At 63.2% G+C, this 24,413-nt stretch carries 21 protein-coding genes; 11 read left to right on the top strand and 10 right to left on the bottom strand.

Annotated features, from left to right (window positions below; translation table 11 throughout):
• The first annotated feature begins 4 nt into the window (after positions 1 to 4).
• The 6 genes from CJU94_RS01100 to CJU94_RS01075 all read left to right on the top strand — a co-directional run bounded on the left by CJU94_RS01100 (position 5) and on the right by CJU94_RS01075 (position 6,392).
• On the top strand, positions 5 to 304 hold the full coding sequence (locus CJU94_RS01100; protein ID WP_095417192.1) for an ArsR/SmtB family transcription factor: 300 nt from the start codon (positions 5 to 7) through the stop codon (positions 302 to 304).
• Between the two features lie 133 nt (positions 305 to 437).
• Entirely contained in the window at positions 438 to 875 is a 438-nt protein-coding gene (locus tag CJU94_RS01095; protein WP_095417191.1) for a MarR family winged helix-turn-helix transcriptional regulator, read from the top strand.
• A 39-nt stretch (positions 876 to 914) separates the two neighbouring features.
• Complete coding sequence (locus CJU94_RS01090) at positions 915 to 2,438, top strand: efflux transporter outer membrane subunit (RefSeq protein ID WP_095417190.1); 1,524 nt, start codon at positions 915 to 917, stop codon at positions 2,436 to 2,438.
• A 44-nt stretch (positions 2,439 to 2,482) separates the two neighbouring features.
• On the top strand, positions 2,483 to 3,739 hold the full coding sequence (locus tag CJU94_RS01085) for an HlyD/EmrA/EmrK family protein (protein ID WP_095417189.1): 1,257 nt from the start codon (positions 2,483 to 2,485) through the stop codon (positions 3,737 to 3,739).
• Between the two features lie 94 nt (positions 3,740 to 3,833).
• A complete protein-coding gene (locus CJU94_RS01080; RefSeq protein WP_095420165.1) occupies positions 3,834 to 5,396 on the top strand; it encodes a DHA2 family efflux MFS transporter permease subunit in 1,563 nt (520 codons plus the stop codon).
• Between the two features lie 90 nt (positions 5,397 to 5,486).
• Positions 5,487 to 6,392 (top strand): LysR family transcriptional regulator, encoded by a 906-nt coding sequence (locus CJU94_RS01075; protein ID WP_095417188.1) that lies wholly within the window; start codon positions 5,487 to 5,489, stop codon positions 6,390 to 6,392.
• Between the two features lie 16 nt (positions 6,393 to 6,408).
• Here the strand turns inward: CJU94_RS01075 and CJU94_RS01070 are convergent, their stop codons facing one another.
• The 5 genes from CJU94_RS01070 to zwf all read right to left on the bottom strand — a co-directional run bounded on the left by CJU94_RS01070 (position 6,409) and on the right by zwf (position 13,047).
• Positions 6,409 to 6,942 (bottom strand): cytochrome b, encoded by a 534-nt coding sequence (locus CJU94_RS01070; protein WP_095417187.1) that lies wholly within the window; start codon positions 6,940 to 6,942, stop codon positions 6,409 to 6,411.
• On the bottom strand, positions 6,939 to 8,000 hold the full coding sequence (locus tag CJU94_RS01065) for a catalase family peroxidase (protein ID WP_095417186.1): 1,062 nt from the start codon (positions 7,998 to 8,000) through the stop codon (positions 6,939 to 6,941). The genes CJU94_RS01070 and CJU94_RS01065 overlap by 4 nt, the downstream gene beginning before the upstream one ends.
• A gap of 801 nt (positions 8,001 to 8,801) precedes the next feature.
• On the bottom strand, positions 8,802 to 10,718 hold the full coding sequence (locus tag CJU94_RS01055) for a bifunctional transcriptional regulator/glucokinase (protein WP_095417184.1): 1,917 nt from the start codon (positions 10,716 to 10,718) through the stop codon (positions 8,802 to 8,804).
• Positions 10,696 to 11,403, bottom strand: coding sequence for a 6-phosphogluconolactonase (pgl, locus tag CJU94_RS01050; RefSeq protein WP_095417183.1), 708 nt, complete (start codon positions 11,401 to 11,403; stop codon positions 10,696 to 10,698). The genes CJU94_RS01055 and pgl overlap by 23 nt, the downstream gene beginning before the upstream one ends.
• 180 nt (positions 11,404 to 11,583) lie before the next feature.
• Complete coding sequence (gene zwf, locus CJU94_RS01045; RefSeq protein ID WP_095417182.1) at positions 11,584 to 13,047, bottom strand: glucose-6-phosphate dehydrogenase; 1,464 nt, start codon at positions 13,045 to 13,047, stop codon at positions 11,584 to 11,586.
• A gap of 542 nt (positions 13,048 to 13,589) precedes the next feature.
• Here zwf and CJU94_RS01040 point away from each other — a divergent pair.
• From CJU94_RS01040 to CJU94_RS01025, 4 genes are all read left to right on the top strand, one after another.
• Entirely contained in the window at positions 13,590 to 14,837 is a 1,248-nt protein-coding gene (locus CJU94_RS01040; protein WP_095417181.1) for an ABC transporter substrate-binding protein, read from the top strand.
• Positions 14,838 to 15,038: 201 nt separating this feature from the next.
• On the top strand, positions 15,039 to 15,977 hold the full coding sequence (locus CJU94_RS01035) for a carbohydrate ABC transporter permease (RefSeq protein ID WP_095417180.1): 939 nt from the start codon (positions 15,039 to 15,041) through the stop codon (positions 15,975 to 15,977).
• Positions 15,967 to 16,824, top strand: a complete 858-nt coding sequence (locus tag CJU94_RS01030) for a carbohydrate ABC transporter permease (protein WP_073430791.1) — start codon at positions 15,967 to 15,969, stop codon at positions 16,822 to 16,824. The genes CJU94_RS01035 and CJU94_RS01030 overlap by 11 nt, the downstream gene beginning before the upstream one ends.
• A gap of 103 nt (positions 16,825 to 16,927) precedes the next feature.
• Positions 16,928 to 18,043, top strand: coding sequence for an ABC transporter ATP-binding protein (locus CJU94_RS01025; protein WP_095417179.1), 1,116 nt, complete (start codon positions 16,928 to 16,930; stop codon positions 18,041 to 18,043).
• Between the two features lie 77 nt (positions 18,044 to 18,120).
• On the opposite strand, the gene CJU94_RS01020 is transcribed toward CJU94_RS01025, so the two are convergent.
• Entirely contained in the window at positions 18,121 to 19,038 is a 918-nt protein-coding gene (locus CJU94_RS01020; protein ID WP_095417178.1) for a LysR family transcriptional regulator, read from the bottom strand.
• Between the two features lie 137 nt (positions 19,039 to 19,175).
• Positions 19,176 to 19,835, bottom strand: coding sequence for a glutathione S-transferase family protein (locus tag CJU94_RS01015; protein ID WP_095417177.1), 660 nt, complete (start codon positions 19,833 to 19,835; stop codon positions 19,176 to 19,178).
• A 286-nt stretch (positions 19,836 to 20,121) separates the two neighbouring features.
• On the opposite strand from CJU94_RS01015, the gene fliD reads away from it, so the two are divergent.
• Positions 20,122 to 21,630: a flagellar filament capping protein FliD gene (gene fliD / locus CJU94_RS01010; protein ID WP_095417176.1), complete on the top strand. Its 1,509-nt coding sequence runs from the start codon at positions 20,122 to 20,124 to the stop codon at positions 21,628 to 21,630.
• Between the two features lie 73 nt (positions 21,631 to 21,703).
• Here fliD and CJU94_RS01005 read toward each other — a convergent pair whose 3' ends face one another.
• The 3 genes from CJU94_RS01005 to trxB form a co-directional block, all read right to left on the bottom strand.
• On the bottom strand, positions 21,704 to 22,324 hold the full coding sequence (locus CJU94_RS01005; protein WP_095420164.1) for a trimeric intracellular cation channel family protein: 621 nt from the start codon (positions 22,322 to 22,324) through the stop codon (positions 21,704 to 21,706).
• Positions 22,325 to 22,337: 13 nt separating this feature from the next.
• Complete coding sequence (locus CJU94_RS01000; protein WP_095417175.1) at positions 22,338 to 23,096, bottom strand: Smr/MutS family protein; 759 nt, start codon at positions 23,094 to 23,096, stop codon at positions 22,338 to 22,340.
• Positions 23,097 to 23,275: 179 nt separating this feature from the next.
• Positions 23,276 to 24,277: a thioredoxin-disulfide reductase gene (gene trxB / locus CJU94_RS00995; RefSeq protein ID WP_095417174.1), complete on the bottom strand. Its 1,002-nt coding sequence runs from the start codon at positions 24,275 to 24,277 to the stop codon at positions 23,276 to 23,278.
• Positions 24,278 to 24,413 lie beyond the last annotated feature (136 nt).

The following is a 24,413-nucleotide window of genomic DNA, read 5'->3' as shown; positions in this document are numbered from 1 at the left end:
CACGATGGTTGACGAGAATTTGATTCATAAGGCGCTCGCCAACCCGTTCCGGCGCGAGATCTTGAGGTGGCTGAAGACCCCCGGCGAATACTTTGTGTCGGGCTACATCGATCTCGATCGCGGGGTGCCGGCCAATGCAATCCTCGCGCGCAGTGGGCTGTCTCAGTCGACCGTCTCGGCACACATCGCGGCATTGGTCGCGGCAAGACTGCTCGTTTCGACCCGCGTCGGTCAATGGATGTTTCTGTCGCGAGACGAAGACGTCATTCACGCATTTGCGGAACAGCTAAGGTCGCATCTCTAGCCGACGGGTTGATCGGCCCTCCGTGATGCTGCGTTCCATGCCCCACGGACTGACCCCAAAAAATATTTTTCAAGTAATTTGACAATATCTGATTTTGCAGATATTGTTGAGTCTGTCGATTAAGGAGCGGAAGATGAACCACTACACGAAGGACAACTTCCGGCCGGCCCAGAGCATCGGCCTCCTGCTGAACAAGGCCCGCAACATTCTGGTGGCCGAGATGGACAATGCCTTGAAGGATCTGGAGATCACCTCCCAGCAGATGGGCATCCTGCTGTCGTTGAGTGGCGAAATCGCCTCCACGCCGTTCGAGTTGTCGAAGTTGCTGGCTATCGATACCGGCCTGATGACCCGTCTGCTCGACAAACTGGAAAACAAGGGCTTGCTGGAACGCTCGCGCAGCCTCGAGGATCGCCGGGTGGTCAACCTGACGCTGACGAAGAAAGGCAAAGAGGTCGCCGCGCAGCTTCCGGAAATCGCACCGGGCGTCTTGAACGTTCGTCTGAAGCGCTTTACCAAGCAGGAGTTCAACGAACTGGGCCGCCTGCTCAACAAATTCCTGGCGGACTGAGCGGTATTTTTTTTACCTATATATCAGACAGGTCAGAAAATGAAATCACAGTTAAATGGAATGGCGATCGGCAGGCGGGTGGCGAAGGCCGGCGTTTCGGTGATGTTCGCCGCTGTGCTGTCGGCGTGCGCGAACTACGCAGGCATTACGAGCGACAAGCAGATGACCGAGCCGCAGACGCTCGCTACCCAGCAGAGCATTCCGTCGGACGACGGTCATTGGCCGGCCGCCGATTGGGCCGACCAGTTCGGCGACGCGCAGTTAAAAGCCCTGTTGGCGGAAGCCCTGAAAGGCAGTCCATCGCTTGCTCAGGCGCGCGCCCGTGTCGGCGCCGCTGCCGCATACACCGAGACGGCAAAGTCGAGCACGCTGCCGAAAGTCGGCGCCGCCTACTCGTTCACGCGCGAGCAGTACTCGGCCAACGCGCTGGTCCCGCCGCCTTATGCCGGCTCGTGGCAGTCGGAAAACAAGGCGTTGCTCTCGGCATCCTACGACCTCGATCTCTGGGGCAAGAACCGCGAGGCGCTCAAGGCTGCCATGTCGCAGTTGCAGGCGAGCGAGGCGGATGCCGAGGTCGTCAAACTGACGCTCACGTCCGCTATCGCGCGCAATTACAACCAGCTCGCCCGCCTGTACGCGTTGCGCGACATTGCGCAACAGGAAGTCGGGCAGCGCGCGCAGATCGAGCGCATTACGGCGGGCCGTATCGCCAACGGGCTGGATACCGAAGTGGAGCGCAAAACCGCACAGGCAAACCTTGCCAGCAGCCGCGCCGCGCTGGCTTCGCTCGACGGCAGCATCGTCACGACGCGCTATCAGCTGGCCGCGCTCCTCGGCGCGGGGCCGGACCGCGGCCTGGCGATCGCCCGGCCTGCGCTCGGTATCGGCGACGAGGTGCGGCTGCCCGATAACGTTCCGGCGGATCTGGTCAGCCGCCGCCCGGATCTGGTTGCAGCCCGCTGGCGCGTCGATGCCCTCACGCATGACGTAAAGGAAGCCAAGGCCGAGTTCTACCCCGACATCAACCTGAGCGCCGCGATAGGTCTGGATGCCTTCGGTTTCGGCCGCTTGTTGAGCGCCGCGAGCCGCACCGTCAGCGCCGGTCCGGCGATCCATCTGCCGATCTTCGACGGCGGCGAACTGCGGGCGCAATTGAAAGGCCGTTACGCGGACTTCGACAACGCGGTGGCCGGTTACAACCAGACGCTTGTCACGGCGCTGTCGGAGGTTGCGACGCAGTTCGCGCAGATCCGCTCGACCGACGTCCAGCTCGGCGATGCGCAAGCCGCCCAGGACGCGGCGCGCAGCGCCGACCAGTTGGCGCTCACGCAATACAAGGCCGGCCTCACGAACCAGCTCACGGTGCTGAACGCCGACACCAACGCGCTCGCCGCCGACGAAACCGTAGCGAACCTGAAGATGAACCGCCGCGATCAGCAGATCGCGTTGGCCGCGGCACTCGGTGGCGGGTATGTCGATACCGGCACTGCCGCCGCGAGCAGCTCGGCAGCAGCTTCGAACACCGCTGCAATCCAGACTAACCGTGTCGTCGCCGCGCGCTAATGCGACTGCCGCGACCCCTTCATACACTGCCAGGAGTTATTGAAATGAGCGATACGACCGCCGCCGAGCGCACCGCGGCGCAACCAGCAGAATCCGCCAAGGTGGAGAGTCCCCGTAAGCGCAAGCTGATGCTGGCGCTGCTGGCGGGCGCCATCGTCGCATCAGGTGCCGGCTTTGGCGCTTACTACTTCACGGTGGGGCGCTTCTATCAATCCACCGACGACGCCTATGTCAGCGGCAATCTCGTGCAATTGACGCCGCAGGTCAGCGGCACGGTGATCGCAGTCAACACGGACGATACTCAGATCGTCAAGCAGGGCGACCCGGTAGTGATGCTGGACGCCGCCGACGCAAAGATCGCACTGTCGAACGCAGAGGCGATGCTCGGTCAGACGGTTCGCCAGGTCAGTGGCCTGTACGTGAACAACGATTTTTACGCGGCGAACATCGCCCAGCGCGAGGCCGATCTGGTCCGCGCCGATGACGACCTGAAGCGCCGTCAGGCGATTGCCGGAACCGGCGCGGTGTCAGGCGAAGACATCGCCCATGCGCATGACGCCGTCAGTTCCGCGCAGGCCGCGCTCGACGCCGCCCGCCAACAGGCCGAAGCGAATCACGCGCTGACAGACCGCACCACCATCGAGCAGCATCCCAACGTGCAGGCCGCGGCATCGAAAGTGCGCGACGCTTATCTGAACTATGCGCGCAACACCTTGCCCGCGCCGGTGACCGGCTATGTCGCGCGGCGTTCGGTGCAGGTGGGCCAGCGGGTCGCGCCCGGCACACCGCTGATGGCGATCGTGCCGCTCGACGGCGTCTGGGTTGACGCGAATTTCAAGGAAGGCCAGCTCACGCACATGCGCATCGGCCAGCCGGTCACGCTTACTGCGGATGTCTACGGCTCCGCTGTCAAGTATCACGGCAGGATAGAGGGCTTCTCGGCGGGCACGGGCGCAGCCTTCGCGGTGCTGCCGGCGCAGAACGCCACCGGCAACTGGATCAAGGTGGTGCAGCGCCTGCCGGTGCGCGTGCTGCTCGATCAGCGTGAACTCGACGCACATCCGCTGCGGATTGGGTTGTCGATGCAGGCCGAGGTGGATACGCATGACGAGTCGGGCACCCAGCTCGCCGCCGCGACGAACACGACGTATCGCACGGATGTGTTCGCCCAGTACGGTGCGGCTGCCGATGCGGAGATCGCGCAGATCATCGCGCAGAATATGCCGGCCTCGAGGGTCGCCGCATCAGCCACGCCGCCAAAGAGCGCCGTGCGTCGCGACGCCTCGCGCCGTGCCGGTTGAATGCAGGAAAGAGCCTCAATTTTTTGTCAAATTGACTGACTGGTCAGATAGCTGCCGACGGCGCTGACCCGCGCATCTCATGATGGGTGATGAAATGAATGAATCCACCAAGCCCGCCGCACTCCCGCCGCTGACGGGCGGCAAGCTGGCGCTGGCGACACTCGCGGTGGCGCTGGCCACTTTCATGAACGTGCTGGACTCGTCGATCGCCAATGTCGCGATTCCGACCATTGCCGGCAACCTCGGTGTCTCGGTGGACGAGGGCACCTGGGTGATCACGCTTTTCGCCGCGGCCAATGCGATTTCAATTCCGCTTACCGGCTGGCTCACCCAGCGCGTCGGGCAGATCAAGTTGTTTGTCTGGGCGATCTTGCTGTTCGTGCTGTCGTCCTGGTTGTGCGGCATTGCGCCGAACCTGCTGGTGCTGCTCGCCGCACGGATCGTCCAGGGCGCGGTGGCCGGTCCGCTGATTCCGCTGTCGCAGGCGATCCTGCTCGGCTCGTACCCAAAGGAGAAAAGCTCGACCGCGCTCGCGTTATGGGCCATGACCGCCACCGTCGGCCCGATTGCCGGCCCGGCGCTGGGCGGCTGGATCACCGACAGTTACTCCTGGTCGTGGATCTTCTACATCAATATCCCGGTCGGCCTGTTCGCCGCCGGCGTGACGTGGGCGATCTACCGCGACCGTGAAACGCCGACAAAGCGTCTGCCGATCGACAAGGTCGGTCTGCTTTCGCTGATCGCGTGGGTGGGCTCGCTGCAGGTGATGCTCGACAAAGGCAAGGATCTCGACTGGTTCAACTCGCCGGTCATCATCGCGCTGACCGTGTTCTCGTTGATCAGTTTCGTGTTCTTCCTGATCTGGGAGTTGACCGAAAAAAATCCGATCATCGATTTGAGGCTCTTTGCCGGACGCAATTTCCTGGGCGGCACGGTGGCGATCTCGGTCGCTTACGCGGTGTTCTTCTCGAACCTCGTCTTGTTGCCGCAGTGGATGCAGGAATATCTGAACTACCGCTCCGTGGATGCCGGGCTGGTCACCGCGCCGCTCGGTATCTTCGCCGTGTTGCTCGCACCGGTGATGGCGAGGATCATGCCGAAGTCCGACGCCCGCGTGCTGGCCACGCTCGCGTTTCTCGGCTTCGCGGGCGTGTTCTTCATGCGTTCGCACTATACGACCGGTGTCGATACATTCACGCTCGTGATTCCGACACTGCTGCAAGGCATCCCCACGGCGCTGTTCTTCGTGCCGCTGACGGCGATCATTCTGTCCGGTCTGCCCGGGGACAAAATTCCCGCGGCTGCGGGTTTGTCGAATTTCGCGCGGGTCTTTGCGGGTGCGGTGGGCACGTCATTGTTCAGCACGGGTTGGAACGACCGCACGATCCTGCACCATGCGCGCCTCGCCGAGCAGAGCAGCGTCAACAATCCGACCTTCGTTGGAGGGCTCGACTCGCTGCACAGCGTGCTCGGCGGCGGTACGCAGCAAGCGCTAGCGGCGTTTGAGCATTCGCTCAACGCTCAGGCGGCGATGCTCGGTCTGAACGATATCTTCTGGCTGTCGGCCGTAATTTTCATTGTGATCATTCCGTTGATCTGGGTGACGAAACCCCGCAAGGGCGGTGCCGGCAGCGCCGCGGCCGCGGGTGCCCACTGAGCGGGAGCCGCCGTCGAATCTTCACCGCCTCGCGGATTTTCGCAACCCGTTGCATGGTCACCTTTCTTTCGATGCTCCCGAAAACACACGATGGACAAGATTGCCGCCATGAATGCGTATGTGAAGGTGGTCGAGTCGACCAGCTTCGCGAGAGCCGCCGAAGTTCTGCATACGTCCGCAGCTTATGTCACCCGCATGGTTCAGGTTCTCGAGTCGGATCTGGGCGTGAAGCTTCTCAACCGAACCACCCGGAGAAGCAAGCCGACGGATGCGGGCCTTCGGTATTACGAGCGTTGCGTCGCGCTGCTTCGGGATCTGGACGATATGGATGCCGACGCCCAGGCCTCCAGGGGAAGCAAAAGCGGCGTGGTCCGCGTGAGCATGCCCTCGCTCATCGCGAAGTCGGCCGTCATCCCGGCACTACCGGATTTTCTGGCCAGTCATCCTGACATCCGGCTGGATATCAGTATTGCTGATCAGCATTCCGATCTAATCGAAGAGGGATTGGACTGCGCGGTGCGCGTGGGCGCGGTGAGCGAACCCGGACTGGTCGCTAAATCGCTTGGTCATTACAGAACGCTGACTTACGCGTCGCCCGACTATATCCGGGTCTATGGCGAGCCCTTCACGCTGGATGACCTCAAGGATCACATCGGCGTGAGCTACGCGATGAAGTCGGGCCGCATTCGAAGCTGGGAGTTTTTCGAGGGAAACGAGATCCGCTCTGTTGCGCTGAAGAGCGCGATCCTCGTGAACGATACAGATACCTACGTGGCTTGCGGACTGGCAGGCCTCGGACTCATACAGGGAAGCACCTTCGTACTCGACGCCCATGTGCGAGCCGGCCGGTTGACGAAGGTGCTGAGAGACTATCCGTTGAATCCCCGTCCTGTGTCGGTCGTATATGTGCCCAATCGAACCAGACCGAGGCGGGTCGACATTTTTATCGACTGGCTGGTCGATTTGTACTCGATTCAGCTGGCCGACCAAAGCTGAATCGCATCGGCACCGCTTAACGCCACGGCGCCATGGCCTGGAAGACACCGTCCCGCCGGACCAGCGCGTGCAACAGCGCCGCCGCCAGATGAAGCACGATCAGCGCAAAGAAGCATAGCGCGAGCGTCCTGTGCGCGTTCCACAGCAGCGTGTGCAACGCGTCGCTATGCGGCAGGATTGAGGGCAAATGCATTCCGAACACCACGACGGGATAATCCGCGGCCGACAGCATGCCCCATCCGAGCAGCGGAAGCCCGATCATCAGCAGGTAGAACGCGAGATGCGACAGGCGGGCGGCGAGTTTCATCGGCTCCGGCATCGACGTCGGCAGCGGCGGTGCGCCGCGCATGAACCTCACCACCAGGCGGATCAGCGCCAGCACGAGAATCACGATACCCAGCGGCTTGTGGATCGACACCAGAGAAAGATAAACCGGCCGAATCGTGGACACCATGCCGACGCCGATGAACAGCATCGCCAGAATGCAAACCGCCATGAGCCAGTGAAGAGCGCGCTGCAGCGGCGTGAAGCGATCGTGGGTCGGGGTCATGGCGTGGCTCCTCCTGCCGGATGCCGGGGATAGTCCTTCTCCTCGGCGGTGCGCCGGTTGAACGATACGGAATAGGCGGCCGAGCGCGCGGCGGGAAACGGATCGTCCGAGACGTGCATGCCTGGCGGCAGCACGGTGGGATCGAAGTTGAGGTCGCGGCACGGCCCGTCAGCCTCGGGTTCGATGGCGTTGACCACCAGCGTGCCCGCCTCGACCTTGCGCCGATCTTCGGGCCAGGCTTTGCTGGGGTCCGCGGTCGGGTCGCCGGAATTGGCGACCGTGACGACCAGCGCCCATCGTTGCGGCGCGCTTTGTACGCGCTGCGTAATATCCGCGGCGAGGAAGTCGGCGGCACGTTCCTTCAACTGGTCGGCGGAGACGACCTCAGGCTGCGCCGCCGGCACGAAGGACCAGCGCACGGCCTGGTCCTCGCCCGCCGCATTGGTGAAAATGAAGCTATTGAGGCTGTTGTACCGCTCCTGCGCGTAAGAGCCCGTCCAGGGCGCGCTGCCGGCCCACGCGACAAATGCGCCGAACTCCGGGTGCGCGGCGGCGAAATTCTTCATTGCGTCCGGGTCGGTCTTGTCGGCCGAGGCCTGAAGCAGAGCGTAGAAAGCCTGCGGGGTGGCGACCGGGAACACGGGCGCGTCGATCATGGCCGAGCGCCATTCGCTTCCATCCGGAGCGACGATCCGCAGACTGAGGCCCCGCACCCGAACCGTGGCGTCCGGCGCTTTGGGGTCGGCGGTAGCGAGGTTGAAACGTCCGGTGACAGGATACGAGCCAGACGCGAACATCGGCGCCCTGGACAGGGTCGCGGCCGCGCCATTCGATTCGAAGTTGCCGGTAAAGCAGATGCCCTTGGCATGGTTGCGCCGGAAGCCGAGCTCCGCGCCGCCCGGCGGCGCCAATCCGTTGACGATTTTTGCGGGCGTCAGTCGCCCCGGCGAAAGCCAGCCGCCCGTATAGGCGAAGGCCGCGACCAGCGCGACCACGACGACGGCAATGAGGACAAGCGAACGGACTGTGGACGCACTGGAAGTCGGTCTGTCGGCCATCGATCTCTCCCGATCAATGATTCGGCTGAGTGGAAACTAGCAGGGTGGCGACAATAGTGCCATTGATCTACCGATTGTGCTGACTGGCTGCCAGGCGTCGCAATGGGCGAACACCCAGTGCCTAATCGGCCGGTGGCGGACGGTGGTCGAGCGGCGGCATGTGCGGGCCGGCTTCGGATCCTTGATCCGTTCATTCAGCGAACAGCCGCGCGTGCTCAGTCCTTGCCCGCGTGCGGCAAGTCCGGCGTAGGCAAACCCCTACAGCGCACGATATTCGGCTACGTCATTCTCGGGCCGTTCTGATTTAAGTTCGCGAGTGCCTATCCAATACTGAATTCATGGACCCGTGGAATGAAGTTCCATTGCAGTCCAACACGAACTCAGGAGCACGCCATGAACACCGACTGCGTTTCCTTGCGATCTCTCGTGAACAAATGGTTTGCGCCCACGCGTTCGATGCCGGTGCGGGTGACGCAGACTGGCCGTGTGCTCGCGACGCACGGTCGCTATGTACGATTGGAAGGTTGCACGTCGCGCGGGCCGCTGACAATCGTATTCTTCCGGCACGATGACGGTTCGTGGTTTGTGTTTCCGCCTGTCCCCGCGTCGCCCGCAATGTGCGGCCGTCTCTTCGTGAACTGAGCACGAGCGTCTCGCTCGCCGAGCGCTCGTTGCGCTCTGTTCGATTGCTTCTCTGTTCGCCACGCATAAGGGCAACGCCGACAGCCTAACGTGATTTGACGGAAGGGGCAGCGCCGCTGGCAGAACCACTCGGCCCGCGGCGCAGCCCGCTCCCCAACATCAGTCCCGCGGCGAAGAAGCCGCGCCGTGGCTCAGCCAATCCAGCACGGCAGTCGCGTCATCGTCAGCGCCTTGGCGCGCCTTGGCGACTGTCTCCGCCACATCCGCGCTAGGCACGGCACGGCGAATCGCCACGCCGACAGCGAGAATATCGATCATCACCAGATGCAGGATCCGCGAAATCATCGACAGCTGCGACTCGCGAATCTCGATGTGATCGGTTTCGAGCGCGACGGTGGCCCGCTTGGCCAAAGGCGTATTGCTCGACGTAATCGCGATCACCTTGGCGCCCGCCTGCATGGCCACATCCAGCACGCGCAGCAGTTCAGGCGCGCGTCCCGACTTGGACACCGCAACGATCACATCACCCTTGCCGAGCAACGCCGCCGACGCCGCCTGCATGTACAGGTCGCCGTAGGCAATCGTCGGAATGCCGAAGCGGAAAAACTTGTAATGCGCGTCCTGGGCGACGATGTTCGAATTGCCGAGCCCATAGAACTCGATACGCCGCGCCCCATTCAACAGGTCGATGGCCCGCTCGACATGCTCGAAGTTCAGATGCTCGCGCAACTGCAGGATCGCCGATACGGTGTTGTCCAGCACCTTTGCGCCGAAGTCCGTCGCCGTATCGCCCAGATGCACCTGGCTGTGGCTCACCGGAATCGTGCCGGTCAAACCCGTCGCGAGCTTCAGCTTGAAATCGGACAAGCCCTGGCAGCCGAGCGAACGGCAGAAGCGGATCACCGTCGGCTGACTCACGTCGGCCTTGCGCGCGATATCGACGATCGGATCATTGATGATCGAACGCGGATGATTCAGCGCGAGATCGGCCACGCGGCGCTCGGCCGGTGTCAACGCATCGCGCATCTGGCGAATCCGCTCGAACACCGCCGATGAACTGCCGCCCGCGCGGTTCGACAACTGCTCGGCGAGAATCGCCGAGACGCCGAGGAACGCGGGATATTCGGCGGTGATCACGTAGGTGGGCACGTTCTGCAGGTAGGCCTCGAAGCGGCCCTTGGCTTCGAAGCGCTTGCGAAACGACGAGCGCGCGAAGAACTCGCCGAGCCGCGGCACCACGCCGCCGCCGATATAGATGCCGCCCAGTGCGCCGAGCGTCACCGCGATATTGCCCGCGAAGGTGCCGAGAATGCCGCAGAACACGTCGACGGATTCGGCGGCGAGCGGCTCGCCTTCCAGCGCGCGCTTGACGATCTCGATCGTGTCGACGTTGGCCGCCACGCGTTTCTTGTCGCGGCCCGCGAGCGCACGGTAAATCACTTCGATGCCGGGACCCGCGGCCACGCGTTCGAACGACACATGCGACCACTTCTTGCGCGCGTATTGCAGCACGATGTCTTCGCGTTCGTCGGCCGGTGCGAAGGTGGCGTGGCCGCCTTCACTGCCGAGCGCGATCCAGCGGTCGTCGGCGGGAATCAGGCCGGACACGCCCATGCCGGTGCCTGGGCCGAGCAGGCCGATCACGCTGTTCGGACGGCGCGCGCCGCCGCCTACCTGCACGCGTTGCGCGTCGGTGAGGCCGGGCAGCGCCATGGCCAGCGCGGTGAAGTCGTTCACCACCAGCAGCGTGTCGAAGCCGAGCGCGCGGCGCGTGGCCTCGATCGAGAAGCTCCAGTCGTGATTCGTCATGCTCACCTGATCGCCGTCGACCGGGTTCGCAATTGCGATCGCCGCATGATTCACGCGGCCGATCTTGGTGTCCTTCAGATACTTCTTGATGACTTCGGCAACACCCGGATAGTCCGCGCACGGATAGACCTTCACCGAGCCGATTTCGCCCGGGCTCGTCTCCAGCGCGAAGCGCGCATTGGTGCCGCCGATGTCGGCCAGCAGCCTCGGTCCGTCGGCGTGCTGGCCCGCGCCGGGAACAGCCTTAGTTTGCACACCAGTAGACATCGAGTCTCACTCCCTTGTCGTTTGCCAACTGTGAGATGGCATTTTTTTGTAGCGCAGCGGTGGCGGCATTCAGCACGTCCATTTTGCGCGGTCCGGCGATCAGCAGGAACAGATGCTTTACTTCCTTCAACGCGGATAGCGACCAGCTGACGCGCGCATGCGGCGCGCTGCCAGGGTGCACGGCGACGAAGCGTTCGGTCGTGGTGATCGCATGGTCCCATTCGGGTGCATCGGCAAAGATCGACGCGGTGTGGCCGTCTTCGCCCATGCCGAGTATCGCGACGTCCGGCGCGTGGCTAAAGCGCGGGTCGGCATTCAGCGCGGCGACATGCGCGTTCAGATCTTGCGTGGTGTCCGCGAGCGGCCAGAAGGTGGCGTGCTTCGCGGCGTTCTGCAACAGCGTGGCGTGCACCAGTTGCGAGTTGCTCGCGCTGTCCGTCTCCGGCACCCAGCGGTCGTCGACCAGTGTCACGGCAATGCGCGCCCAGTCGAAGGTTTGCGTGGACAACGTCTGCAGGAACGGGCGCGGACTGCTGCCGCCGGACACTGCAAGCATTGCGGGGCGCGCGCCGGTGGTGGACCCCGCGGCCTGTGCGGCGAGCGACGCATGTAACGCGTCGCCAACCGCTTTCGCCAACGCGTCGGATTGGGCGCGTTGATCGTCGAAAGCGTGAAGCTCGATCACTTCTCCTCCGTGCTGCTTTCTTGTTGGATCTGCGGAATGTGCCGTACTGCTTTCACGCGATGCCTGCGAGGCGGATGACCTGCAGGCGCCCTCGTGATACCGGCGCCATTCCGTTCAGTTCGTCGGTGGGTCTTATGGGCGGCGCGTCATGTTCCGTGGAATACGACGCGCCGCCGTGATTCAATTCTCTTCTTCGAGCCAGCAGGTGCCATGCTGCGCCAGCATCGCGCTCGATGCGGCCGGTCCCCACGTGCCCGCTGCGTACGGCTTGGGCGGCTTATTCGACGCCTTCCATTCGTTCAGGATCGGTTCGACCCAGCGCCATGCGGCTTCCTGCTCGTCGCGTCGCACAAACAACGCGAGGCGGCCGTTGATGACGTCGAGCAGCAGACGCTGATAGGCCTCCATCTGTCCTTCGCGGAAGAACTGGTCGAACGCGAGGTCGAGGTGGACGCTGGCGAGGTTCATGCCTTCGCCGGGCTGCTTCGCGAGACAGTAGAGGCGAATGGTTTCGTTCGGCTGCAGGCGGATCACGAGGCGGTTCGCACCGGCGCGCAATGCGGAGGCGCCGAGCGCCGAATGCGGCACTGCACGAAAATTCACCACGATCTCGGCGACGCGATCGGCGAGGCGCTTACCGGTGCGCAGGAAAAACGGCACGCCGGCCCAGCGCCAGTTTTCGATCTCGACCTTCAGCGCGACGAAAGTTTCGGTCGTGCTGTCCGGCCGGACGCCGGACTCCGTTGCATACGCCGGCACCGAGGTGCCGCGGATCACGCCCGAATGATACTGGCCGCGCACGGCCACCTTGCCGATATCGCGCGGATCGATGGGCTTCAAAGCGCGCAGCACGCGCAGCTTTTCATCACGCACCGAATCCGAATCCATGGAGTGGGGCGGCTCCATCGCGACGATGGAGAGCAGTTGCAGCAAATGGTTCTGCACCATGTCGCGCAACGCGCCGGTGTTGTCGTAGAAGTCGCCGCGCGCTTCCACGCCGAGCTCTTCGGCGATCGTGATCTGGATGCTCTCGACCCACTCGCGGCGCCACAGCGGCTCGAACAGCGCATTGCCGAAGCGCAGCGCCAGCAGGTTCTGCACCGGCTCTTTACCGAGGTAGTGGTCGATGCGATAGATCTGTTCTTCGGCGAAGATTTCGCCGACTGCATCATTAATTGCATTGGACGATTTGAGGTCGTAGCCGAGCGGCTTTTCCAGCACGATGCGGGCGTTTTCGTTCAATCCCACCGACGCGAGCGCGTGGCAGATCGGCACGAACAGCGACGGGCCCGTAGCCAGATAGAACACGCGAATGCCGGGCAGGTCCTTGACGGCGTCGCGCAAGTGCACGAAGTCTTCCGCTTTGCCGAGGTCGATATTCACGAACTCGATGCGCTCCAGGAAGCTCGCCCATGCCGTTTCGTCCAAACCTTTCTTCGACACGTGCGGCTTGACGTGCTCGTTGACCCACTGCAGGTATTCGCCGCGATCCGCCGCGTGCCGGGCCACCGCCACGATCTTGCCACTGTCGGCCAGCATGCCGCCTGCACGGTGTGCTTCAAACAGTGCCGGCAGGATCTTGCGCATCGACAGATCGCCGGTTCCGCCGAAGAGAACGAAGGTGAAACTTGAATCGGTTTGCATGAGTCTCCGTCGATGTCCTGGGGCCGCCGAAGTTGAACAGTTGAGCGACCGTAGTCCGATAAAATTTTTTTTGACACTGAATTGTAGTTTAACTACAATCCAAATCAAGAGGTAACGCTAATTCGATGAAAAAAGCGTGCACTGCAAGTCCAGATGCGCGTTTTCCCGAATCGGCAGGCGTCCCCTGCATGTTAACGGACATTGCGTGTCGGTACGCGCCAGCACGCCCTGCGGCCCTTGTGGAAAGCCGGGCAGTTGAGCGGCTTTCCGTAATGGTCGGCCAGGTTGACGTGCAAGGCACCTCGAGTCTGCCGCGCGCGACGCGGGCAGGCAAAAATCAAAAGAGGAGACAGTCAGTTGCATCCCGAACCACTCATCTCTTGAGCTTCCAGCGGCCGGACATCGGTCCGCCGGCACATGCCTCGCGCATGCGCCCGACCGTGCTCGATCGCCCAGTGTTTTGCCTGTTTGAACCAACCACAGCACCCTGGCGACATCAGGGGCCATTTGTTTTTTGTTCAGGTGTCTGGAGGAGATAAGCAATGAAATTTCGCGCGATCATGGGCGCTTTGTGCGCCGCAGGTCTGATGTGTGGCGTCTCGGCCGTGCAGGCTGCCGAGTCGGTCGAAGTGTTGCACTGGTGGACTTCGGGCGGTGAATCGAAAGCCGTCGGCGTCCTCAAGGACGACATGACGAAGCAGGGTTACACGTGGAAGGACTTTGCGGTTGCGGGTGGCGCCGGCGCGGCTGCCATGACGGCACTCAAGACGCAGGTGATCTCGGGCAATGCGCCGAGCGCCGCGCAGATCAAGGGTCCGCTGATCCAGGACTGGGCGCAGCAAGGCGTGCTGGTGCCGATCGACTCCGTCGCGGGCGACTGGAAGAAGAACCTGCCGCCGGAAATCGACAAGATCATGCACGCGGACGGCCACTATGTCGCCGCGCCGTTCTCGGTGCACCGCGTGAACTGGCTGTACATCAACAAGGCAGCGCTGGACAAGGCAGGCGGCAAGGCGCCGACCACGTGGCCTGAGTTCTTCGCGGTGGCCGACAAGATGAAGGCCGCGGGCATCCAGCCGATCGCGATGGGCGGCCAGCCGTGGCAAGACCTGACGCTGTGGGAAGACGTCGTGCTGTCGCAAGGCGCGGACTTCTACAAGAAGGCGCTGGTCGACCTCGACGAAAAGACGCTGACTTCGGACAAGATGGTCGGCGTGTTCGACACGGTCCGCAAGATTCAGGGTTACTTCGACGCGGGCCGCACGGGCCGTGACTGGAACCTGGCAACGGCCATGGTCATCAACGGCAAGGCCGGCATGCAGTTCATGGGCGACTGGGCGAAGGGCGAATTCGCCAACGCCGGCAAGAAGTCGGGCTCGGACTACATCTGCGCCGCGGTGCCGGGCACGGAAAAGTCGTACACGTTCAACGTCGACTCGTTCGTGTTCTTCCAGCAGAAGGGCGCGAAGGCGGCCACGCCGGGTCAGCTCGCGCTGGCCAAGACGATCATGTCGCCGGACTTCCAGGAACAGTTCAGCCTGAACAAGGGTTCCATCCCGGTTCGCCTGGGCGTGTCGATGGCCAAGTTCGACGACTGCGCGAAGAAGTCGTACGCGGATGAACAGGTGGCGATCAAGGCGGGCGGCTACGTGCCTTCGCTGGCACACGGCATGGCGCAACCGGATGCAGCAGCCGGCGCGATCTCCGACGTGGTCACGAAGTTCATGAACTCGCAGCAGGATTCGAAGAGCGCGGTCGCCGCGCTCGCGAAGGCAGCGAAGACCAAGTAAGTCGCGTCACGCGAAGCGGCGCGCCCGGCGGTTCAGCAACGGGCGCCGGGCGTGCCCTTCACGTCGCCGTTGCAGGGGTTGCATGCCTTGCATCGGCAGGCGGCTTCACCCTGGTTTCATGGAGTCACACCTATGCCGTTGCGGCTTCGCGCCTTGCAGGCGCGAATGTCCCGGCGGCACAGTTTCAGCAGGAGTCGAGTAGTGACTGCTTCTATCAGCGGAAACGGGAAAACGGCCAACGCCACCCGCCGCGCGTCGCCCATGGCGGCCCTTGCCGATCGCTGGATTCCGAAGCTGGTGCTCGCACCCAGCGTCGTGATCAGCCTGATCTTCGTGTATGGCTTCATCGCCATTACCGGCTATCTGTCGCTGTCCAATTCGCGACTGATGCCTCGTTATGAATTTGTCGGTCTCGATCGTTATCGCGAACTGTTCGATAACGACGTGTTCTGGACGTCGGCTGCGAACCTCGGCTGGTTCGGCATCCCGTTCATCGGTATCTGTATCGGTCTGGGTCTCTTTCTCGCGATCCTGCTCGATCAGCAGATCCGCAATGAAGGCGCGCTGCGCGCCGTGTTCCTCTATCCGATGGCGCTGTCGTTCATCGTGACGGGTACGGCGTGGCAATGGATCATGACGCCGAGCATCGGCCTCGAGAAGGTGTTTCACGACTGGGGCTGGACGAGCTTCTCGTTCAGCTGGCTGGGCGACCCGGACAAGGCGATTTTCTGCGTCGTGATCGCGGCCGTGTGGCAATCCACCGGCTTCGTGATGGCGCTGTTCCTCGCGGGCCTGCGCGGTGTCGACGGTGAAATCTTCAAGGCCGCGCAGATGGACGGCGCGAATCTGCCCACCATCTACCGCAAGATCGTGATTCCGAGCATGCGCCCGGTGTTCTTCTCCGTGCTGCTGATTCTCTGCCACATCACGATCAAGACCTTCGACCTGGTGGTCGCGTTGACCGCGGGCGGTCCTGGCACGTCTTCGTCGCTGCCGGCCATTTTCATGTACACGTTTTCGTTCAATCGCGGGCAGCTGGGCGTCGGCGCGGCATCGTCGATGATGATGCTCGCCACCGTCGTAGCCGTGCTCGTGCCGCTCATGTATCTGGAATCGAGGAGCACCCGCAATGCAGCCTAAGATGACGATCAGCCGTGCCGTCATTTACGCGGCCTTGATACTGTTTGCCCTGTACTTCCTGTTCCCGCTGTACGTGATGCTGTCCACGTCGTTCAAGGACATCGATCAGCTGCGCACCGGCAACCTGCTCACGCCGCCCACGCACTGGACCGTCGAGCCGTGGATCAAGGCATGGAGCGGCGCCTGCACGGGCGTGCGTTGCGACGGCATGCAGCCGTTCTTCATGAACTCGGTGCGGATGGTGATTCCCGCCGTGCTGATCTCGTCGATCGTCGGCGCGTTCAACGGTTATGTGCTCACGCACTGGCGTTTCCGTGGCGCCGATCCGATCTTCACGATGCTGCTGGTCGGCTGCTTCATTCCGTTCCAGGCGATCCTGTTGCCGATGGCGCGTTTCGAAGGCTTTCTCGGCCTGTCGAACACGACCACCGGCCTGGTGGTGGTGCACGTGATCTACGGTATCGCCTTCACCACGATGTTCTTCCGCAACTTCTACGTCAGCATTCCGGCTGAGCTCGTGAAGGCGGCGCGCATCGACGGCGCGGGTTTTTTCACGATCTTCACGAAGATTCTGCTGCCGGTCTCGCTGCCGATTTTCATGGTGTGCCTGATCTGGCAATTCACGCAGATCTGGAATGACTTCCTGTTCGGTATCGTGTTCTCCGGTGTCGATTCCATGCCGATCACGGTGGCGCTGAACAACCTCGTGAATACCTCGACCGGCGTGAAGGAATACAACGTGGACATGGCCGGCGCGATCATCGCCGCACTGCCCACGCTGCTGGTGTACATCATCGCCGGACGCTATTTCGTGCGCGGCCTGACGGCAGGCGCAGTGAAGGGCTAGACGCCAGGCTCAACCATCCGAGCGCGGCGGCTTCTGTTCGATTCGAAGCCGCCGTCACCCGAAGACGTTTTCAAGCAGTACCAGAGACAAGAGGATTCACAGCATGGCAAGCCTTTCCATCCGTGACGTGTACAAGACTTACCCGAACGGGGTGCCGGTCCTGAAGGGTGTCAATATCGACATCGAAGACGGCCAGTTCCTGATTCTCGTCGGCGGTTCGGGCTGCGGGAAGTCGACGCTGCTCAACATGATTGCCGGCCTCGAAACCGTGACCAAGGGCGAGATCCAGATCGACGGCAAGACGGTGAACAACCTGTCGCCGAAAGATCGCGATATCGCGATGGTGTTCCAGTCGTACGCGCTGTATCCGTCCATGACGGTGCGCGAGAACATCTCGTTCGGCCTGAATATCCGCAAGGTGCCGAAGCAGGAGCAGGCGCAGATCGTCGACCGCGTGTCGAACACGCTGCAGATCACGCACCTGCTCGACCGCAAGCCGGGTCAGCTGTCCGGCGGCCAGCGCCAGCGCGTGGCGATGGGGCGTGCGTTGGCGCGCGACCCGGTCATGTTCCTGTTCGACGAACCGCTGTCGAACCTCGACGCGAAACTGCGTATCGAGATGCGTTCGGAAATCAAGCTGCTGCATCAACGCCTCGGCACGACGATCGTCTACGTGACGCACGATCAGATCGAAGCCATGACGCTCGGCGACCGCATCGCGGTGATGAAAGACGGCATCGTGCAGCAGTTCGGCGCGCCGCAGGAAATCTACGACTCGCCGTCGAACCTGTTCGTGGCGGGCTTCATCGGCGCACCGCCGATGAACTTCATCCAGGGCAAGCTGGTCGAGCAGGGCGCGGGCGTGGCGCTCGAACTGGATACGGGTGTCGCGCGCACGGCGCTGAACCTGCCGTTCGACTCGGCGAAGGTGAAGTCGCACGTCGGCCGCGATGTGATCCTCGGCCTGCGTCCGGAGCGCATCACCGACGCGCGTGGCGCGCATGGCGACAACGCGAAGTTGCAGCCGATCGAAGTGAAGGTCGACGTGATCGAGCCGACCGGTCCGGACACGCTGGTGTTCGCGCAGGTCAACGGCAAGCGCATCGTGAGCCGCGTGCACCCGGCTTCGAACCCGCAGCCGCTGACGAACACGACGCTGTTGTTCGATACCTCGAAGGCGGTGCTGTTCGATCCGTCGAACGAAGAGCGGATTGCCTGATCGCGAAGTTTGAATCGGGTTTAAGAAAGCCCCTTGCGTTGCAAAGCGCACGGGGCTTTTCGTTTTACGGCCTCGGCTTACTGGTCCGCGATACGCAGATCCGGATTGTTGCGCGCCAGTTCGGTCACCCACTCGATGAAAGCACGCAGCCGCGAACTCAGATTGCGGCGATGCGCGTAGAGCACCGAGAGCGGCGTGCCGGGGCTCGTGTAGCCGGTGAGGATTTCCTTCAGCGCGCCTTGCGCGATCAGGTCGGCGACCATGAAGCGCGACGGCTGAATGATGCCGTGCCCGAGCGCGGCCGCGCCGATATAGACCGAGCCGTCGTTCACCGCGAGTACGCTCTTGAGTGACACCTTGGCGATCTCGCCGTCCACCTGGTATTCGAACGGGAACGTTCTGCCGGTGCGCGCAGACACGTAGTTGACCGCGCGGTGCTCGCTCAATTCTTCGAGCGTGGTCGGCTCGCCGTATTTCTCCAGATACGCCGGCGACGCGCAGGTGACGATGCGCGCCTGGCCGATCCGACGTGCGACGAGACTCGACTCTTCCGGCGTGCCCATGCGGATCACGCAGTCCACGCCATCCTGAATCAGATCGATGTTGCGATCGGCGAGGCCGAGCCGCACGTCGATCTCGGGGTATTGCCGGTAGAAGTCGTCGAGCGCGGGCAGCAGCAGCGCGCGGGCGAGCGTGCCGGACGTATCCACGCGGATCGTGCCGGCCGGATTTTCGCGTGTGTTCGACAGCGACGATTCGGCGTCGGCGACTTCGGCGAGGATGCGCACGCATCGTTCGTAGAACAGCGCGCCGTCTTCGGTGACGCTGACCTGGCGTGTCGAACGGTTCAACAGACGCACGCCGACATGCTCCTCCAGCGCCTGGATGGTGCGGCTGACTTTGGCGCGCGGCAGGTCGAGCGACTCGGATACTTTGGTGAAGCTGTTCGCCTCGACCACACGCGTAAATATCTCCATCGCTTCGAAACGGTCCATGTTTTGCCTTATGAGTGATTGCCGGAAGTAGGTTTCGAACTGAAGTGTATAGGCTGGAAATATTGTTGTCGCAAAGGGTCAAGAGGGGCGGCCTTGTGAGCGCACCTGTTCCCGTTCTCCCGGCAGCGCCGCCGTACTCAATCCCGGTCCGGCGCGCCGAGCGGGAAAAATGCGCGGTAGGGGCGCGCTTCGTCCACCGCGCGTGCAAACGACGGCCGCGCCAGCAGCCGCTTGCGGTAAGCGAGCACGTGCGGAAACGCCGGGCCGATGGCGTGGGTCCAGTCGGCATAGAAGAGGAACGGCGCGGCGCCGCAATCGGCGAGGCTGAAAGCGTCCCCGGCGGCCCATTCGCGCTCGGCCATCAGCTCGTCCAGCCAGCCGTAAGCGGTGTCGAGCATGGCGCGCGCGTCGGCGACGGCCCGCGGGTCTCGCTCCGCCTCCGGCCGCATGCTGTCGTAGACGATCTTCTGCTGCGGCGTCGAAATGTAGTTATCGAAGAAACGGTCCATGCTGCGCACTTCGAGCGCGGCGCGGGCGTCGGCCGGCAGGAGCGGCACCGGCCCGGGATGATAGAGGCCCAGATATTCGATGATGATGCTCGACTCCATCACGGTCCGGCCGCCGTCGGCCAGCAGCGGAAACCGCTTGATCGGCCAGAGCGCCGCGAATTCGGCCATGACTTGCGGGTCGTCGTGCGCCAGCAGGCGAAGTTCGAACGGCGTGCCGTTTTCGTAGAGCGCGGTCAGGACCTTCTGGCAGTAAGACGAGAAGGGGTGGGCGTAGAGCGTCAGGGGCATCGTGGTCACCTTGATCGGTTGCTGGTGCGGGGCGCGCTGCGGCGCGACTTCGGCCAGACCGGCCGTTTACCTCACGACGAACGGCGTCACCGCAAATCGACAGCCGCGACTCTCTCACCAGCCGGCAGCCGTTACGACAAACCGTCATAAAACTATGAAGAAAGATGGTGTAACATTTGAAAACTTTGTAAGAGGCGCCGTCGTGACCGGATGAATGGTGCGGCAGAAGCAGGCTCGGGGCGTCGCTCAATGAACAAACAATAATTCGCGCACGGGGAGCTTTTGCATGTCTACGATCACAACGTCGGTGAACAGCGCGACCGCCAACGCGCAAAGCCAGGTCCAGCAAGCCGCGCAATCCATTATCAGCGGTTCGACCGGCAATTCGTCGATGGACGTGGCGACGCTGGTCTCGGCGCTCGTGAATGCAAAAACGGCGGGCCAGGCGGCGGCGCTGCAGGCGCGGCAGACCAGCGACAACACCACCTTGTCCGCCTACGGCGCGCTGACTTCGGCGTTATCGGCCCTGCAGGCGGCGCTGAAGAATCTGTCGGACGGAACCACCTTGTCCACCTTCGCGGCCACGGCGAGCGGCAAGGGCCTCGACCCGAAAGCGGGTCCGGGCGCGGTGGCCGGCAGCTATACGATCGACGTCACCCAGATCGCCTCGTCGCAAAGCCTGTCTTCGGCAGCGTTCGGCGCGACCACGCAACTGGGCACCGGCACGCTGACCATCTCGGTCGGCGGCAAGTCGATGGATGTCTCGATCGACAACACCAACAACACATTGAGCGGGATCGCCGGCGCGATCAACAAAGCGGCCAACAACCCCGGCGTCACGGCGACGATCGTGACCGGCACGGGCGGCGCTCACCTCGTGTTGCGCTCGGCTGCCACCGGTTCGGCCAACACGATCAACGTGGCCACCAGTAACGTGCAGAACGACGCGGGCCTGGCGAGCCTCGGCGTGACCTCGACGCCCGGCGCGAACGGCGCGGCGTCCACGATCGTCTCGTCGAATGCCGGCAATGCCTGGCGGCAGAGCGAGGCGGCGCAAGACGCGTTGCTCACCATCGGCGGCATCGCGGCGCGCAGCGCCAACAATGCCGTCACCGATGCGATTTCCGGCGTCACGCTGAATCTGTCGAGCGCTTCGGTCAACAATCCGCAAACGCTGACCATCGCGCCGGACACCACCGCGCAGAACACGGCCATCACGAATTTCGCCAATCTGTACAACACCGTCGTCACCACGATCAACAAGCTGTCTTCGTACGACAAATCGTCGAAGACGGGCGGCGCGCTGCTTGGCGACTCGACGCTGCTGACGGTCAAGAACGCGCTGGCGTCGATCGTCAGCGGCGGCGTTGGCACGGGCAGCTCGACGGTGACCTTGGGGCAGATCGGAATCACGTTGAAGGGCGATCCGGCGGACGGCACGTTGGTTGTCGACAGCGCAAAGCTGACTGGCGCGCTCAACACGAGTTCGGCCCAGCTTGCAGCGTTGTTCAATTCGACCAATGGCATTGGCGCCAGACTGAACAAGAGCATTGCCGAATTCACGCGGACGGGCGGCATCATCGACACGCGCAACACCGCGCTGAACGCCGACCTGAAGAGCGTCACCGCGCAGCAGACGAGGCTGAGCGACTACGCCGCGCAATTGACGAAGCAGTATCAGAGCCAGTTCACCGCACTGAACACGTTGATGGCGACCATGAACAACAACTCGGCGTACCTGACGGCACTATTCGGCGGCTCGAAGAGCGCGGGCGCGCTGGCCACCAACAAGTAGGTTTGAACGGCGGTGCGGAGTCCCATTCGCCGGCAATACACCGCACATCCCAGGCAAGCTTGCTGGGCAGTCGCTAGTGCGGCAAGCGTACATCGAGCCTGAACGTTACCAGCCTTGCAAGCAGGATAAAGCCGGTGGCGATCAGCACGCTATACACCGTGTCGAAGTCGATGTAATCCAGCAGCACGTACAGCCAGCAGCCGACGAAAGCACAGGTCGCATACGGCCGCGAGTCGCGCAGAATCAGCGGCACCTCGTTGCACAGCACGTCACGGATCACGCCGCCGAAAACCCCCGTCAGCACGCCCATCAGCACCGAGGTGAACCACGGCATTTGCGCGTCGTGCGCGATGGATGTGCCCGCGATGCTGAAGAGGCCAAGGCCGATCGCGTCCGCCACCAGTAGAACCCGTTCGGAGAGCAGACGCGAGGTCATCTTCAACAGCATCGGCGCGAACAGCGACATCACGAAAATGGCGATCAGATAGGTCTGATGCTCGACCCAGTAAAACGGCCGCCGCTCCAGCAGCACGTCGCGCAAGGTGCCGCCGCCGAACGCCGTGGCGATCGCCACCAGAAACGTGCCCACTGCGTCGAGCCGACGGCTTCTGGCCTCGATCAAGCCGGAAATCGCGTAGGCGAAAATCGCCAGTGCCTCCATGATGGTCAGCGCGAGCGTCAGTCTCGGATGGATCACCGCGGCTCCGTCAGGACCTGGCTTGAGCGGGCGCGGCGCCCGGCTGCAGCAGCACGACCACCGCACCGGCGCCGCCGTCGTGCGGGCGCGCCTGGCAGAATGCGATGACCTCGGACTTCTGCACGAGCCATGCGCGCACTTTGCCTTTCAACACCGGCTCCTTGCCGATCGATCCCAGTCCCTTGCCGTGAATCACGCGCAAGCACCGCAAGCCGCGTTTCACCGACTCGCGGATGAACTCAGCCAGCGCCTCGCGCGCTTCCTCGCGCCGCATGCCGTGCAGGTCGATCTGCGCCTGCACGATCCAGTCGCCGCGCCGAAGCTTGCGCACGACCTCCTGACTCACGCCTGGGCGGCAATAGGAAAGCGTCTCATCGGTTTCGAGCAGGACTTCGGGGTCGAACTCGTCCGAAATCGCTTCGTGCAGCACGGCTTCTTCGTCGAGTCTGGTCTGCACCGGCAGCGGCGGCGGAGGATTGCGCGGCAGCGTGGCGCGCGGCGGCACGGCGAGCGGCGCGACCGCGCCAATCTCGCGGCGGAACAGATCGGCGTCCGCCGACGCTTCACGCTGCGCGGCCGCGGCGGCCGCCCGTTCGCGCTCGCGCCGCTGCGCGTCGCCCTTGAGCGCATCGCGCAACGCGCCGAGGCCGGCGAGACCCGCAGCCGGTTCGAGCTTCGGTTTGACGGCGGGCGCAGCCGGTTCGGGCGCGGGACGCGCGACGGCTCGCGCGCGCTTCGGTTCGCTCGGATGGGGCTGATTCTTCGGCATATCGGTAATACACGCAGAAAGGTGGATCGGTCGCGCGACGTTTCCTTGCGACCGGCATGCAAAAAGGCCGCCGGCTTTGCAGCCGCGGCCTTCTTTCGAGCAGGCGGCCGGGCCATGCCCAGCCGTCATTTTACCGTTGCGCTACTGATCCGGGCCGGCTCGCGAACCGGCGCGGCCGATCAACGCTCGGCTTCCTGGCTCATGGCGTGCTCGCCGACCATCTCGTCGACGGTTTCCAGATAGCGTTGCGCGTCGAGCGCGGCCATACAGCCCGTGCCCGCGCTGGTGATCGCCTGGCGGTACACGTGGTCCTGCACGTCGCCCGCGGCGAACACGCCCGGCACGCTCGTCGCGGTCGCAAAACCGTTCAGGCCGCCCTGGGTGATGATGTAGCCGTTCTTCATCTCCAGCTGGCCCGCGAAAATGTCCGTGTTCGGCTTGTGGCCGATCGCGACGAACAGGCCCTGCAGCGCGAGGTCGGTGGTTTCGCCGGTTTGCGTGTGCTTGATGCGCAGGCCGGTCACGCCGGACTGGTCGCCGGTCACTTCGTCGAGCGTGTGGTTCCACTTGATCTCGACTACGCCTTCCTTTTCTTTCGCCAGCAGGCGGTCGATCAGGATCGGCTCGGCGCGGAACTTGTCGCGGCGATGGATCACGGTCACCTTCTTCGCGATGCCCGACAGGTAGAGGGCTTCCTCGACCGCGGTATTGCCGCCGCCGATCACGGCCACATGTTGTTGCTTGTAGAAGAAGCCGTCGCAGGTGGCGCAAGCCGACACGCCTTTGCCCATGAACGCTTCTTCCGACGGCAGGCCGAGGTACTGCGCCGACGCGCCGGTCGCGATGATCAGCGAGTCGCAGGTGTATTCGCCCGAGTCGCCGATCAGGCGGATCGGCCTCTCATCCAGCTTGGCCGTATGGATGTGGTCGAAGATGATTTCGGTGTTGAAGCGCTCGGCGTGCTCCAGGAAGCGTGCCATCAGCTCTGGGCCCTGCACGCCGTTGGCGTCGGCGGGCCAGTTTTCGACGTCGGTCGTGGTCATGAGCTGGCCGCCCTGGGCGAGGCCCGTGACGAGCACCGGCGCGAGGTTGGCGCGCGCCGCGTAGACCGCTGCCGTGTAGCCGGCGGGACCGGAACCGAGAATCAGAACCTTGGCGTGTTTCGTGGAAGTTGCGGGCATGATCGAATCCTTTTACGGCGCCCGGCTCGCCCATGCGAGGCCGCGCGACTTGAGCTGAAACTATAGTTGGGTATCAGTGCGGCATTATAAAGGGCGGGGCGCCGGCCCGCTCCATGAAGCTTTCCGATCGCGCCGA

The organism is Paraburkholderia aromaticivorans, from assembly GCF_002278075.1.
GTDB classification, from domain to species: Bacteria; Pseudomonadota; Gammaproteobacteria; order Burkholderiales; family Burkholderiaceae; genus Paraburkholderia; species Paraburkholderia aromaticivorans.
Note: the sequence above shows the minus strand (reverse complement) of the source record. Positions and strands in the feature narration are given on the sequence as shown.

What these genes read in the sequence shown, in the direction of transcription:
- fliD (WP_095417176.1), top strand. Translation starts at nt 20,122, where the DNA reads ATGTCTACGATCACAACGTCGGTGAACAGCGCGACCGCCAACGCGCAA.
- CJU94_RS01095 (WP_095417191.1), top strand. Translation starts at nt 438, where the DNA reads ATGAACCACTACACGAAGGACAACTTCCGGCCGGCCCAGAGCATCGGC.
- CJU94_RS01080 (WP_095420165.1), top strand. Translation starts at nt 3,834, where the DNA reads ATGAATGAATCCACCAAGCCCGCCGCACTCCCGCCGCTGACGGGCGGC.
- CJU94_RS01025 (WP_095417179.1), top strand. Translation starts at nt 16,928, where the DNA reads ATGGCAAGCCTTTCCATCCGTGACGTGTACAAGACTTACCCGAACGGG.
- CJU94_RS01090 (WP_095417190.1), top strand. Translation starts at nt 915, where the DNA reads ATGAAATCACAGTTAAATGGAATGGCGATCGGCAGGCGGGTGGCGAAG.
- CJU94_RS01065 (WP_095417186.1), bottom strand. Translation starts at nt 8,000, where the DNA reads ATGGCCGACAGACCGACTTCCAGTGCGTCCACAGTCCGTTCGCTTGTC.
- CJU94_RS01055 (WP_095417184.1), bottom strand. Translation starts at nt 10,718, where the DNA reads ATGTCTACTGGTGTGCAAACTAAGGCTGTTCCCGGCGCGGGCCAGCAC.
- CJU94_RS01070 (WP_095417187.1), bottom strand. Translation starts at nt 6,942, where the DNA reads ATGACCCCGACCCACGATCGCTTCACGCCGCTGCAGCGCGCTCTTCAC.
- CJU94_RS01030 (WP_073430791.1), top strand. Translation starts at nt 15,967, where the DNA reads ATGCAGCCTAAGATGACGATCAGCCGTGCCGTCATTTACGCGGCCTTG.
- trxB (WP_095417174.1), bottom strand. Translation starts at nt 24,277, where the DNA reads ATGCCCGCAACTTCCACGAAACACGCCAAGGTTCTGATTCTCGGTTCC.
- CJU94_RS01000 (WP_095417175.1), bottom strand. Translation starts at nt 23,096, where the DNA reads ATGCCGAAGAATCAGCCCCATCCGAGCGAACCGAAGCGCGCGCGAGCC.
- CJU94_RS01015 (WP_095417177.1), bottom strand. Translation starts at nt 19,835, where the DNA reads ATGCCCCTGACGCTCTACGCCCACCCCTTCTCGTCTTACTGCCAGAAG.
- CJU94_RS01020 (WP_095417178.1), bottom strand. Translation starts at nt 19,038, where the DNA reads ATGGACCGTTTCGAAGCGATGGAGATATTTACGCGTGTGGTCGAGGCG.
- CJU94_RS01040 (WP_095417181.1), top strand. Translation starts at nt 13,590, where the DNA reads ATGAAATTTCGCGCGATCATGGGCGCTTTGTGCGCCGCAGGTCTGATG.
- CJU94_RS01100 (WP_095417192.1), top strand. Translation starts at nt 5, where the DNA reads ATGGTTGACGAGAATTTGATTCATAAGGCGCTCGCCAACCCGTTCCGG.
- zwf (WP_095417182.1), bottom strand. Translation starts at nt 13,047, where the DNA reads ATGCAAACCGATTCAAGTTTCACCTTCGTTCTCTTCGGCGGAACCGGC.
- CJU94_RS01075 (WP_095417188.1), top strand. Translation starts at nt 5,487, where the DNA reads ATGGACAAGATTGCCGCCATGAATGCGTATGTGAAGGTGGTCGAGTCG.
- CJU94_RS01085 (WP_095417189.1), top strand. Translation starts at nt 2,483, where the DNA reads ATGAGCGATACGACCGCCGCCGAGCGCACCGCGGCGCAACCAGCAGAA.